The following is a 14,585-nucleotide window of genomic DNA, read 5'->3' on the forward strand; positions in this document are numbered from 1 at the left end:
TTCATTTGCATGAACCAACTGTTTTGCACTCGAAACGAGTACCGCACATCTGGCTTATTTTAACCTTACTTACATTGTTTAGTTTTCAAGGAACACATGAGATAAAGATCTTAAAATAATTATTATGTCACTTCAAGCGACCTCATTGATTTTAACACCTTTACATAAGTATGTCAACTTTTTTATTGTAAATTGATGACTTGTCTATATTATCACATCTTAAAAAGGTATGTCAATGCTCTATCTTCTTTTTTGTTTAAATTATACCTTATTCATGTTTTTCATTTTCACTTAGATTGCTGGGAAATGGGAACGGAAATTGTACGTATGTATTCGGAACATCCCCAACAACAACATATTCCGCAATTGGCATTTGCGTATCTACACTTATACTTTTACTAACTAGAGGTACTACAATTCTAATTTGTGTAGTAGCAATAAGATATATCATATGCCTAGTTTGATTAATACCTGCTTGTTCAAATTTGTCAATTACTTTTACCTGAACAGTACCTATAGGAATTACAGTAACAGTAATATTAGGTCCCATACTAGCTAATAATTGGCTCCCGAAAATCTGTCCCATTGGTATATTAATTTGTTCTTCACTAATCTCTTTTAATTTATCTTGCACTTTAATAGTAGTATCTGCAGCAATTTTATTGAACTCCATGGTATTAGGCTGTATAAGTACTACACGTCCCCGACTATCTAATGTAACATTCATTAATGTTTGCGGGTCAATATTTAAGTTCACCCTGTCACTAATAACCTGGTTAATGGATTGAGTCGCAATGAAAGTTGCTTTTGTTTCAGCTATAGCCAATAAGGTAGGTTTTAAATGTGTTTCCATCATCCAGAAGGTGCCTATTATAATGATGCATAGTAGAATAGACACTAGCACAATGGATGGCATTCTTCGTCTCTTCCCTACGGAAAATCTCATGATTACCCTCCTAGTCCAGGATATACCTCAGTATATGGCCTTTCCTCTTATGATGTACCACTCTTTAGCATATTTTTATACCTAGTTCTTGATAGCTATATCTATAGCTATATATCAAATTCCTGATTAAGATTCACTTATATAGCTGCAAGCCATGGATCACATTGACATTTGTGGCGTATCCTGCTATATTACAGTTAGTATTTGACATGAAAATAAACAAGCTGTTTTAGCTAGCAACTTGAATGGTACTGCGGGTTGTACCCGTCCTTAACCAGGGCGGTTTTTATTTTTACCTGTTGATAATTTTGGAAACATGAGGAGGCTTCTCAAACCAATGACTGTACTTGATATCCTCAAAGAGCGAGGCTTTATTCAACAACTTACCCATGAAGATGAAATGATCGAACTCTTCGAAAAAGAAAAAATTACCTTCTATATTGGTTTCGATCCAACTGCTGACAGCTTACATGTCGGTCATTTTCTTGGAATGATGGTAATGGCGCACATGCAAAAGGCCGGACATCGCCCAGTCTGCTTAATTGGCGGAGGAACGACGATGGTAGGTGACCCCTCTGGTAAGACTGATATGCGCAAAATGATGACCCAAGATGATATTGTCTATAACGGCGAACGATTTAAAAAACAAATGCAGCGCTTCATTGATTTCTCGGAAGGCAAAGCATTAATGGTCAATAATGCAGATTGGCTTCTTAAGCTGAATTATATCGAATTTTTAAGAGATATCGGCGCACACTTTTCAGTCAATCGTATGCTAACTGCCGAATGTTTTAAACAACGGTTAGATAAAGGATTATCCTTCTTGGAATTTAATTATATGTTGATGCAGGCCTATGATTTCTTAGAGCTCAACCGTCAGTATAACTGCACTATGCAGATGGGCGGAGATGATCAGTGGTCCAATATCCTGGCTGGAGCGGATCTCATACGACGTAAAGAAAGCAAACCAGCATACGGATTAACCTTCACCCTATTGACCACCAGTGATGGGCGTAAAATGGGCAAAACGGAAAAAGGTGCTCTATGGCTGGATCCTGAAAAGACCTCACCTTATACATTTTATCAATACTGGCGTAATATAGATGATGCGGATGTAGAAAAATGTCTAGCACTTCTAACCTTTATGCCAATGGATGAGGTTCGAAAGTTGGGTGCCCTTAAAGATAAAGAAATTAATATTGCAAAAAAAGCACTGGCCTTTGAAGTGACAAAGCTCATTCACGGTGCAGAGGAAGCTGAAAAAGCTCAGCAAGCAGCAGAAGCATTATTCAGCGGAGCTGGCGCACTAGATAATGTTCCAACCGTATCAATTACCTCTAATATGATGGGTATGAAAGTCCTGGACGTTCTTGCAGCTACTGAAATAGTACCTTCAAAAAGCGAAGGAAGAAGGTTGATACAGCAAGGTGGCCTTTATATTGGCGACACGAAAGTAACCGACATTGACTTAATACTCACTGATGATCTATTTGAAAATAAAAGTTTATTAATTCGTAAAGGTAAGAAAAATTATCACCGCATTGTTGTAACTCTCTAAAAAAGAGTTTAGCTACTTTTCTATTATTTTACTGATTAAGTAATATAAAAATGACACCAGCTATTGGTGTCATTTTAGCTTATAGACAAAAAGGATATTATTTATGTTATAATAATTAGCGTACTCAATACTAAGGAGGTTGCCAATGAACAAGGAGCGAAGCGATAGCCTTAAAGATGGCCGTCGTTCTTCTAAAAATGGTAATTCAAAACTAACGGTTATAATACTAATTGTATTTATAGTAATGATCACAGGTGCTGGACTTGGCTTTTTAACAGCAAGCATTCACACCATGCCAAGTCTGAAAGACGAGATTAGACCTGCAGCTTCTTCACAAATTTATGATGTAAATGGGAAATTAATTAATACGGTTCATTCTGTAGAAAATCGCGTTCCCGTTTCTATTAATAAGATCCCTAAAAATTTGCAAAACGCCTTCGTAGCTGCTGAAGATGCACGTTTTTATCAACACATAGGTATTGATCCTCGTGGTATTCTGCGGGCAGTCTGGTCAAATATAACCGATCGAGGCGTTTCCGAAGGTGGCAGTACCATTACGCAGCAATTAGCCAAAAATGCATTACTGTCCCAAGAACGTACATTAAAACGTAAAATACAAGAGGCGATCCTAGCTCTACAAATTGAACGTCAATACAGTAAAAATGAAATATTAGAACTCTATTTAAACCAAATATATTTTGGACAAGGAGCTTACGGAGTACAATCTGCATCCATTGTTTATTTCAATAAAAATGTTGAAGATCTAACATTAGCAGAATGTGCAATGTTAGCAGGCATCCCAAAAAGTCCAAATTATTATTCACCTTTTAATAACTTAAAAGCTGCAACAGAACGGCAAGCTACAGTACTTGATCAAATGGTTAAATATGAATTTATTAATTCGTCAACTGCTATACAAGCTAAGAATGCCAAACTTCGCTTGGCAATACGCTCATCCCAAACAGATACCACAAACCAAACAGCGAGCTATTTTATTGATTATGTTACGCAATATCTGATTGACAGATATGGGGCTGATGCGGTGTATAAAGATGGACTTAAAGTTTATACCACATTAGATCTAGATATGCAGGAAGCGGCGGAAGAAGCCATGAAAAAGCTTCCTAATATACGTACTGATAGTAATGGTTTGCAACAACCACAAGGAGCCCTCGTTGCGATTGACCCACGTACAGGTTATATCAAAGCAATGGTTGGTGGTCGTGGCAATGATCAGTTTAATCGTGCAGTTTTAGCTGAACGTCAGCCTGGTTCAGCATTCAAACCATTCGTTTACTTAGCTGCTTTAGAAGGAGGAATGACTCCTTCATCTATGATTGAAGATAGTAAAATCAGCTTTGGTAATTGGTCACCAATGAACTATGATGAGAAGTTCCATGGATCGGTTTCTTTACGTACAGCACTCGAACAATCCCTCAATGTGCCAACTGTTAAGATTGCCAATCAGACAGGTGTTGATAAACCATTATACTATGCTCAACAAATGGGGATTTCCACGTTAGTCTTACAAGGTTCTATTAATGACCGTAATTTAGCAATGTCCCTTGGAGGTCTAACACGAGGTGTCACGCCTTTAGAAATTGCCAGTGCATATGGAGTATTAGCTAACCAAGGTGTACATGTAGATCCTATAACAGTCATTAAAGTTATTGATCGTAATGGTAAGACGCTAGAGCAAGTCACTCCAAAGGAAAAGGCAGTGGTTAACGAGCGCTCTGCCTATGTTCTAACGGATATGCTACGTGGCGTCATTAATAATGGTACTGGTTCAGCTGCTAATATTGGGCGTCCTGCTGCCGGAAAAACTGGCACAACCAATGATTATAAAGATGCTTGGTTTGTTGGATTTACTCCTGATTTAGTTGCATCCGTATGGATAGGTTATGATTCTGGCGAATATTTAAATGGTATAACGGGAGGAACTCTTCCAGCTACCATTTGGAAATCTTTTATGCAAAAAGCCTTGGCAAAAATACCATCTCGGGATTTTATTCGACCTAACGGTGTCGTAATTGAACCGAACCCCACTCCTGTTCTTACAGAGCAGCCTGCTGATGGTAAGCAACCTGCAAATCCATTAACACCCGATGGTAAAAATTCGAAAACACCAAATCAACAAGATGATGACTCGCGACCAGTTGATAAAACCCTTCCCCCTCCACCTGTCAAATCTGATAAAAACACTGCCCCACCTCCACCACCGAAAAAAACAACTGAGACAGATAAAAAAAATAATCCTTAAATATAAAAAACACGCGTAAATTACGCGTGTTTTTTATATTTCTGCATATACATTAATATAAACTATAAACAAGTAGACGAGTCATCATTATTATTGCAAAGCAACAAAATGATAATAATGATAATAATCCACACACTACCAAATCCGCCACCAAATCCACCAAATCGACGTCCGCATGCCATAGGGATTCCTCCTCCTTCTATTGATAATAGAAGTATTATCAATCTTTAAATAGATGCTCTATTACTATATGAATAATCACAAAGGAGTTACCTCGTTTTAAGGAATTCAGGAACACGCTAGAATAAGTAAGATATTATTTTATATTATGAGAAGCTACAATCATCATTGTTAAAGCAAAAGAGTAAAAGGATGATAATGATAATCCACCAAGATTGACCTCCACCAAAACCACAACCTCTTGCCATTACATATTACCTCCTTAAATATAACATTTAAAGAGCAGCTACCTAAATATCTGTCCTTAATTATTTAAGTATTGCCTCCCCTTCTAGTTCAATATATGGAGGTATCTTTAAAAGTGTTACTCAACCTAATTAGTTTTTTTAATTAAATTTTATTCTAATATCCGTCGAATGCTTTTAGGAAATTCTGAAACCATCTTCATTGACTGCATACCACTATTAACTAGCTCAGTAATGTTACGAACCTTGTCGATGGTTGTCGACATTCCATCTATCCTTCTATCCATTTGCATATCTTCGGAAGTTAAACTTAACAAAATAACCATGAGCTGCAAGTTAAAATTAGGGTTCTTTAAGATCTGGCCAAATCCACTCATAGGATTGACTGGTCTGGCTTTCTTGACTTTCTTATCTTCTCGTTCCTCATCTTGCATTTTGATTTGCTTTGTATCCTTCACTTTTTCAACGATTTTCTCCTCAGTCATCATCATTTCAACATCCTTACTTTCTTGCGCAACTGACCTCTTGTAGTTTTTATAATGTCTCCGAAAGCGCATCACTCTCACCCCTTATTCAATCAATAAGTGATATTTAATCTAATATATGATGCAATCTTACAATTGGCTATTAATTGATACACACAAATTTATATTTTTGCATAAATTATAATGCTATAATTGACTTCGTTTTTTTGTGGAATTGATTTTTTAATAAAATGAGTGACCATTCATTGGACAAAATTAGAGCGGAGGCGATTTTCTATGTGGGAAAATTTAGGCAACATGATGGAAATGGTAAAAAAAATTCAACAAAATGTTGATAATGCACAAGATCAGTTAAAAGCTCAACGTGTAGAGGTTTCAAGCGGTGATGTAATAAAATTAACCCTTAATGGACAACAAGAATTATTATCAATAGAAATCAATCCAAAATATTTATCTGTTGAGAATGCAACATTATTACAAGACTTATTAGTTGCAACCATAAATAATGGTCTTACCAAGTCCCGCGAGCTGCACCAAACTGCAATGTGCAAATTAACTGGCGATCTCAATCTTCCCAAAATTCCTGGACTATTTTAAGGAGGACACTTTATGCCGAACGAAAATCCTAATACGCTGTTACAATCCATAGCACACATGATTGATAACGTAGCGAATGAGGGTACCGGCTATGATAACCTCATTCATATTTTGTCACTGCTTTGTATTCTACATATACTAAATCGTACCCAACCTCTGACGGCAGCACCTGCTATTCAAAATTCATCTGCAATTACTACTAATAATACTACTAATCCATTACATAAACTTTTAGGAGAGCTTACAAAGGGCGGTGGTGGTGATGGAGGAGGAGGAGGCCCTTCTGCTGACATGCTCATGACTTTATTACCTCTACTAAATAACCCACAAATTAAGTCAAAACTCAACCCCGCTAATATCTCATCTATATTAGGTGTTTTAGGTAATTTGGGAGGTGGAGGAAATAACGATAAACAAGAAGGAAGTAAAACGGAAAAATCAGAAAAAAAAGATCCACCGGCGGCGGCTGTCACTTCTTCCTTAGCGAATTCCTCAATAGCAACCCCCCCTTTAGATCCATATGTCTCTGACAAAAAGGATTTAGGTCGCTCTTTAAACTGGAAAACTACATTTGAAAATGAGAAAGAGGTGTGAGAATGCTACTCACACCTCTTTACTTTTGCTATTACAGTTAGGAGACCGAAAAAGTTTTTATAACTCTGTTTTTTCTATAACTGCACCACAGTAACTCCATCGCCACCTTCATTTAATTCACCAATGCTAATATCCCTGACATAATGATGATTTTTCAAATACGTTCTTACTCCTTTTCGCAGAGCTCCAGTTCCTTTTCCGTGGATAACCAATACTGTACTTAACCCTGCTACTATCGCATCATCAATATACTTTCCTAAGGTATATTCTGCTTCTTCTACCATCATACCCCGTATATCAATTTGCCTGGCGACATCTTGGATTTTCATAAAATTTTTATCACGATTTTTATCTTTAGCAATCTTTTTAATAGGAAAGTTGTCGCTTACCAAGCGGCAGTCTGTAATTGCAACATTCATTTTCATAATGCCCAATTGAACAGTTACTTCATTTGTAGCAATCGATACTACGGTCCCCTTTTGTTTCAGCGTAGTTATGTATACTTGCATTCCTGGTGTTAAGACATTGGCAGTAACAATAGGCAACGGGTTATCATCTTCTTCATTTTCATTTAAATTTTCTAGATTGTCACGCAGACGTTTTCTACTTTTGTCAAAAATGCCTTGCCTTGTCGAGCTGTTACTCTTTGCTGTAAACTGCGCTTTTAGCTCCGTTATAATTTCTTCTGTTTCTCGCCGAGTCTTTCGCAGTAGGGATTCAGCTTCTTCTTGCGCTTTGGCCAAGATTTTATGCTTCTTCGCAGCCAATATACTTTCCTCAGTCGCAAGCTTTTCTCTTAAAATTTGCAATGTTTGTTCTTGCTGAATAACCTCTTCATGGAGTTTATCATAAGCGATCTTCTGCTCTTCCAAAGCATTTAAAACGGTTTCAAATTCTGCATGATCTTTATCAATAAATTGGCTAGCTTGCTCAATAATACGATCTGATAATCCCAAACGTTTACTAATTGCAAAGGCATTACTGCTCCCTGGAACACCAATCAAAAGGCGATATGTGGGTCTTAATGTTTGTATATCAAATTCCACACTAGCATTTTCGATTCCTTGTCTTGAATATGCGAAGGTCTTTAATTCACTATAATGAGTTGTAGCAATTGTTTTAGCACCAATATTCAGCAAATGTTCTAATATTGACATAGCTAAAGCAGCTCCCTCATCCGGGTCAGTACCAGCACCAATTTCATCAATTAATACTAAATCTTCGGATGATATTTGGTTTAAAATTCTCACTAAATTCGTCATATGAGCCGAAAAAGTACTCAGACTCTGCTCAATGCTTTGCTCATCACCAATATCGGCAAAAATATTATTGAATACAGCGATTTCAGAACCATTTTGTACAGGAATATAGAGTCCAGCCTGTGTCATAAGAGCAAATAACCCTAACGTCTTTAACGTTACGGTCTTGCCTCCTGTATTTGGACCTGTAATGAGCAATGTATTAAAATCCTTGCCGATAAAAATGTCAATCGGAACTACAACATCAGCCTCAATAAGAGGATGTCTAGCCTGACGCAGATTAACATATCCTTTATTATTAATAATAGGCATGCTCGCCTGCATGGTCAGACTAAGTTTTGCCTTCGCAAAAGCAAAATCAATGTTAGCTAACATATCACAATTCATATAAATAGTCTCTGAGACATTTGCAATTTGTTCCGTAGCGGATCTTAAAATTCGCTCAATTTCATTTTTTTCTGCAGACGTGAGTTGTTTAATTTCATTATTTAAAATTACTACTGCCATCGGTTCAACAAATACTGTAGCACCACTAGCTGATTGATCATGAATGATTCCAGGAAAATGATTGCGATATTCTTGTTTAATTGGTATAACATATCGCTCATTGCGCACAGTCACTAATGCATCCTGAAAATATTTTTGATATTCACTTGAGCGCAGTATACCGTCTAATTTATCTTTGATACGACTTTGAGATAACCGTATTTCCCTCCGTACATGCAAAAGCTCAACACTTGCATCATCACGTATCTGTCCTTGTTCATTCACAATGTTTTCAATAAAATTTTCAACATTACGCAATACATTGATTTTTTCAGCATAACCAAGCAAAATGATTAATGTTACAGGCATATCCATAAAAAAATTTTTCATTCTTCGAGATGCATATAACGTACTTGCTACAGCTACCAATTCATCAGGAGCAAGTACAGAACCTATTTCTGCACGTTTTAACAACGTGCGAATATCACGAATACCACCAAGAGGTATACTAGACATTGCGTCCAAAATTCCTCTGGCTTCCTCTGTTTCTGCTATTTTTTCTTCCACTTTAGCTAATTCACTTGACGGTATCAATTCCTCTGCAAGTTCTCGCCCCATAACAGAACTACATTTATCTGCGAGCATAGCACGTATTTTATGATATTCTAATGTTTTTAATACTGATATATCCATTCATTTCCCCCTAGAAATAAAGAAATATACAATTATATTTCTTTATAATACACCACGGAAATAATGCCCCCGGGTGATATCTTCATGTTCAACAGTTTTCATCTTATCCTGCGCAAGCAAGGGATGATCTTCTCCTTGATCCAATAGTTCTCTATATAGTTTGCTTATTCTACCCAAGTGATCAACAGTACTCTTCTTTCCCTCAATTCGTATACGTTTAATTCCGATTAAACCAAATCGAGGTACATGAGGCAACATACTTAATTCTTTTGCATTTAGTATATGCATACGACAATATTGATCTGTCACCACTGGAAATCTTTCATTTTTACGATCATTTAACCAATAATCACGGCGTAAACAAGCCTGGTTACATTTTCCTGTACCTAATTTACCAAGATAGCTTCCTATCGCACAATACTCCGATACCATTAATGTTACATATCCATGAACTAAGCATTCTAAAGCCACCTTCTGTTCGCTAGCCAGCTCTTCAATCTGGGAAAAATTTAATTCTGGTGATAAGGTCATACTGGAAATTCCTTGTGCAGCTAAAAAATCTATCGATACATCATTGTATATATTTAATGAATAATCACCGTGGAGTGGCAGGTTCGTTATCTTTTTGGCAATATGCAATGTCCCCAAATTGCTTATTGCAACAGCATCTGGCTGTAATTCCTCAAATAAAGCCAATTCCCTTTTCACTTCGTCCATCTGCCATTTTTTTATAATACGAGGAGTATTTAAAATAATTTGCTTACCATATTCGTGTACCATGGCTACAGCTCGTCCATATGTCTCAGGAGTGATCATTTTATGATCAAAGGTTTCTCCGCCAAACATAATGCAATCTGCGCCGGATTCTAAAGACACTTTAATTTTATCAATCGTATCTGCATTTACCACCAATAAAGGCTGTTGTACGCCAGCTTTATTCCGAATTATATTCGATGATAGAAAATCTCGTGCAACATATTTTTTTCTAGATAAATCTTCACGTTGAAAGGGCATTAAGCGAGCTTGTTCTAATTCTTCAATTGCTCTGCGCCTAACATCATTGATCTCGCTAATTGGCACCATCACTTCACCAATTATATTGCATTCCAGGGTATTTACGCTAAAGATCGTAGAGCCTAACCGTTCGACCTGCTTGGCAATTACTTCTGAAGTTAAGGGTCTTTTAATAGCTCTTTGAGCAATAAAAGAAGTCCTAGCCCGACTACAGAAACCATCTTTATCTTGTATACTAATTTCCAAAGGTTGACCTTCCTGTACAGTTACTTTGATATCAACTGCTACACGTTTCACTGCATTTGGTTCAGTAAAAAAAGATCGTGCTCGTTCCATCAAACCCGCATCGAAGACTTTAAAGACCCGATCATTTATGCGCACAGGAGCATGCACATGAATTGCTACTTCTGCCCCAGCAGGAGCGCTAGTCACTTTCTGACCATTTACCATCATAGATGATACGGTTACACTAACCCTGCCACCAATCTTTACCCAAAAATCAACAATATCATTTATATATAAAGGTTCATCTAATTTTATAGTTGCAACTCGTTCCTGATGCTGATAATCGCTAACCCGGCCAATACGCACGCCCCGGTTGTTCGGACGACGGTCACTCATCATCTTACGTCCCTGATGAGTCTTTAAGTAAGCCGTAGTGAATTCACGATTGAAGATTTGTGCCAGTTCTTTTTGTTCCTGCTCTGCAACAACATAGGCATCAGGATTAACCAAACAAGCGTCAATCGCTCGCCTATACGTATCAACTACCACTGCTACATATTCTGGTCTTTTCATGCGTCCTTCAATTTTAAAAGAGGTTACACCTGCTTGAATAAGCTCAGGTATCAACTCCAATGTGTTTAAATCTTTAGGACTTAAAAGATATTCCCCTGCATCCGCATCTAGGAGTAAATCATTTCCTTTTTCATCTACAAGGGTATATGGCAAACGACAAGGCTGAGCGCAACGTCCACGATTACCACTTCGCCCACCAATCATACTACTCATTAGACATTGACCAGAATATGAAATGCACAATGCACCATGAACAAAAGCCTCAATTTCTGTAGCTGTATTCTTACAAATATGTTGAATATCATCCATTGATAACTCTCGTGATACTACTACCCGCTGAAAGCCAAGCTCCGTCAAAAGCTCTACACCTTCTAAATTATGTACTGTCATTTGTGTACTAGCATGTATTGGCATCGCAGGGATAATTTGTTTTGCTATTTTAAAAACGCCAATATCTTGAACAATAATCGCATCTACACTAATTCTATACAAATACTGTAAATAAAGCGATAATGCAGGTATTTCACCATTATCAACAAGGGTATTTACAGTCACATAAACCTTAACACTACGCAAATGAGCCAAATTTACAGCTTCTATTAATTCCTCATCAGTAAAATTAGGCGCGCTAGCTCGAGCACCAAACATTTTTCCTGCTAAATATACGGCATCGGCACCACCTTCTACAGCTGCAATTAAAGCTTCTCGACTACCAACAGGAGCTAATAACTCTATCATTTAAATTCATTCCTTTCAAAAGCCTTGCCCTATAATATAAAAACATCTCCACATAAAGACGCAAAGTACACAAAGATGGCACACGCCCTCTTTGTGTGTACTTTGTGTACCTTGATACAGGCATAGTATTTATCTACTTAATTTTTTCTTGTCTTTTTATATACTCTGCTACATCATGTACATCTGATATAAATTGTTCGAATCTCGCCCATTTCTGACCTAACGGACTTAAGGGGTTCTCAAAAATACTTTTATAATACAACTCAAGTTCATATTTTGTTAAAGGCTCTTTATCTGAAGTTCTTATAACAGTAAAAACTCCACAACTTTCCAATCGTGCCAATTTGATATCTGACAAATTAGTCATATCCATCCCTTGCTTATGAAGCTCTTGCCGTAAATCATCGTAATTGAAATGATTTTTGATAAAGTTTTCTCGTAAAATTTTTCCATCCTGAACAAGTGTAATTGGCGTACCCTCTACCCACTTCCGTAAAGTAAGATTTTTTAGGGATACATACGAAATTAACTGCTGCAATGCCAAAAGAGCAACTAATCCTTCTATGCCCCTGAATATAGTCTGTGTTTTGTCCATAGATGCAGTAACAATGATGTCACCAATACCTACCATAATAACAAAATCAAAAGGCGATAACTGCCCTACTGTACGATTTCCCATTAAACGAACAACGATAAGAGCTATAGTAAATAACACCACTATATGAAATAAAACCTGACCAACATCGGCAGTTTCAAACACTATATCACTCCTTTTGATTGTAGTATTAACAATCAAAAAGCCTGTTATACTGCACGATAGCGTCAGTTATTTTTCTTCTTCTACCATTCGAATCAATTGTTTATAATTTTGTTCTAAATCTAAATATGCCTCTGCAATATTGAGTGCCGCTAGCACAGCCACTTTACCTGGAGATAATCGCAAATTCTTCTGTGCAATTGTCTTCATACGAGAATCAACTTCTGCAGCAATGGCAATTACTTTTTCAAGTTTGACATCACTTTTTAAACAATAGGTTTCACCAAAGATTTCAACTGTTACTTTATGTTTTTTTTCATTCATAACGTCACCTATAATACCTATTTTACTAATTCTACATTCGACCTGACAAATATGATTTCCTGCATATGTAGCAAAGAAAACATATTTGTCTTTATGAATACAAAAAAAGGCAGCTATGAGATCATAAACTGCCTTTTTTGTATTATCTTACGCCTTATCAGTTTTATTAAGTAAACTGTGGTTTTTACCATATAAAAAATATACTAGAAAACCAATTCCACTCCATACAAAAAACCGCACCCATGTTTCGTAAGGCAAATTATACATTAAATAACTACAGGAAATAACGGCCAACGGAGCGATTACACTAACTGCAGGGCATCGAAATGGTCGTCTTAATTCCGGCTTCGTGTACCGCAGTACTAAGACTCCCACAGAAGCTACTGCAAAAGCAAATAAAGTTCCAATATTGGTAAGTTCAGCAATGATCCCAATAGGAGTAAATCCGGCGATCAAGGCTACCGCAATTCCACCAACGATTGTAATAATATGGGGTGTTCCATACTGAGGATGGACTTTGGAAATACTAGCCGGGATCAAGCCATCACGAGACATTGCAAAGAAAACACGAGATTGACCATACATTAATACTAGTAATACGGTCGTAATACCACATATAGCACCTGTACCAACTAATGCAGATCCCATATTATATCCTATCGCCCTCAATGCATAGGCCACAGGCTCTGCATTATTTAATTCACTATAAGGTACGACACCTGTTAATACAGCAGCAACGATAATATACAAGATAGTACAGACTAACAAAGAGCCAATAATACCAATTGGCAAATCACGATTCGGATTATGACATTCTTCTGCTGCTGTTGCTACCGCATCAAAACCAATGTATGCAAAAAATATAATAGCAGCGCCAGCAGCTACTCCCGAAAAGCCAAAAGGCATAAATGGATCCCAATTTGCAACATTCACTTTTGGACCTGCCAAAACTAAGAAAATAAAAACCGCAGCCAACTTTATCAATACTAAAATTTTATTAAGTGTTGCACTTTCCTTGGTGCCGCGCACCAAAAGCAAACTTAAAAAGAAAGAAATTAACATCGCTGGCACATTTGCAATACCGCCATCAGCTGGTACCGCAGTGTAGGCCTTTGACACCTCAATACCACCTGATTTTAAAAGACCTACCATATAGCCAGCCCATCCAGCTGCAACAGCACTAGAACCTACAGAATATTCCAAAATTAGATTCCAGCCTACAATCCAGGCAACAATTTCTCCCAATGCAGCGTATGTATACGTATAAGCACTACCAGAAATGGGAACCATTGCGGCTAACTCAGCATAGGCTAAGGCGGCAAAGGCGCAAGCCAATCCTGAAAGAACAAAGGAAAGTACTAATGCAGGGCCAGCATATTTAGCTGCAGCTACTCCAGTTAAAACAAAAATACCAGTACCAATAATACAACCAATTCCAAGAAGTGTTAAATCCATTGCACCTAACGATTTCTTTAAGCCTTTTTTCTCAGCCCCTTGTAAAAGTTCGCTGATACTTTTGGTACGAAAAATCCCCATTAAGCTCCACCTTTCTTTTTTATAAATCACAAAAAATCTCAAAAAAATAGACCTGCCCACAAGGACAGATCTATCAAAACCTAAACGTTTATAAACGCCTAAATAGCTATCC

11 protein-coding genes are annotated in these 14,585 nt (G+C 37.2%); 4 read left to right on the top strand and 7 right to left on the bottom strand.

Going from position 1 to position 14,585, the window contains the following annotated elements:
- Positions 1–268 precede the first annotated feature (268 nt).
- Positions 269–946 carry a sporulation protein YunB gene (gene yunB, locus JBW_RS12375; RefSeq protein ID WP_007961504.1) on the bottom strand — a complete coding sequence of 226 codons (678 nt, stop codon included), beginning with the start codon at positions 944–946 and terminating at the stop codon, positions 269–271.
- Positions 947–1,283: 337 nt separating this feature from the next.
- Here yunB and tyrS point away from each other — a divergent pair, with 337 nt between their 5' ends.
- On the top strand, positions 1,284–2,504 hold the full coding sequence (tyrS, locus tag JBW_RS12380) for a tyrosine--tRNA ligase (RefSeq protein ID WP_007961505.1): 1,221 nt from the start codon (positions 1,284–1,286) through the stop codon (positions 2,502–2,504).
- A 145-nt stretch (positions 2,505–2,649) separates the two neighbouring features.
- Positions 2,650–4,767 (top strand): transglycosylase domain-containing protein, encoded by a 2,118-nt coding sequence (locus JBW_RS12385; protein ID WP_007961506.1) that lies wholly within the window; start codon positions 2,650–2,652, stop codon positions 4,765–4,767.
- 577 nt (positions 4,768–5,344) lie between these two features.
- Here JBW_RS12385 and JBW_RS12390 read toward each other — a convergent pair.
- On the bottom strand, positions 5,345–5,749 hold the full coding sequence (locus tag JBW_RS12390) for a hypothetical protein (RefSeq protein WP_007934919.1): 405 nt from the start codon (positions 5,747–5,749) through the stop codon (positions 5,345–5,347).
- Between the two features lie 204 nt (positions 5,750–5,953).
- On the opposite strand from JBW_RS12390, the gene JBW_RS12395 reads away from it, so the two are divergent.
- Complete coding sequence (locus tag JBW_RS12395) at positions 5,954–6,274, top strand: YbaB/EbfC family nucleoid-associated protein (RefSeq protein ID WP_007961508.1); 321 nt, start codon at positions 5,954–5,956, stop codon at positions 6,272–6,274.
- A gap of 12 nt (positions 6,275–6,286) precedes the next feature.
- Complete coding sequence (locus JBW_RS12400) at positions 6,287–6,868, top strand: hypothetical protein (protein WP_007961509.1); 582 nt, start codon at positions 6,287–6,289, stop codon at positions 6,866–6,868.
- Positions 6,869–6,942: 74 nt separating this feature from the next.
- On the opposite strand, the gene JBW_RS12405 is transcribed toward JBW_RS12400, so the two are convergent.
- From JBW_RS12405 to JBW_RS12425, 5 genes are all read right to left on the bottom strand, one after another.
- Positions 6,943–9,306, bottom strand: a complete 2,364-nt coding sequence (locus JBW_RS12405) for an endonuclease MutS2 (protein ID WP_007961510.1) — start codon at positions 9,304–9,306, stop codon at positions 6,943–6,945.
- Between the two features lie 42 nt (positions 9,307–9,348).
- The gene (locus tag JBW_RS12410) at positions 9,349–11,856 is read right to left on the bottom strand and encodes a DUF3656 domain-containing U32 family peptidase (protein ID WP_045820617.1); all 2,508 of its coding nucleotides are present in this window, start codon (positions 11,854–11,856) and stop codon (positions 9,349–9,351) included.
- A 133-nt stretch (positions 11,857–11,989) separates the two neighbouring features.
- A complete protein-coding gene (locus JBW_RS12415) occupies positions 11,990–12,616 on the bottom strand; it encodes a DUF421 domain-containing protein (RefSeq protein WP_007952631.1) in 627 nt (208 codons plus the stop codon).
- 66 nt (positions 12,617–12,682) lie between these two features.
- Entirely contained in the window at positions 12,683–12,937 is a 255-nt protein-coding gene (locus tag JBW_RS12420) for a cell division protein ZapA (protein ID WP_007934931.1), read from the bottom strand.
- Positions 12,938–13,084: 147 nt separating this feature from the next.
- Positions 13,085–14,473: an amino acid permease gene (locus tag JBW_RS12425; RefSeq protein ID WP_007952630.1), complete on the bottom strand. Its 1,389-nt coding sequence runs from the start codon at positions 14,471–14,473 to the stop codon at positions 13,085–13,087.
- Positions 14,474–14,585 lie beyond the last annotated feature (112 nt).

It is taken from the genome of Pelosinus fermentans JBW45, from assembly GCF_000271665.2.
Lineage (GTDB): Bacteria > Bacillota > Negativicutes > DSM-13327 > DSM-13327 > Pelosinus > Pelosinus baikalensis.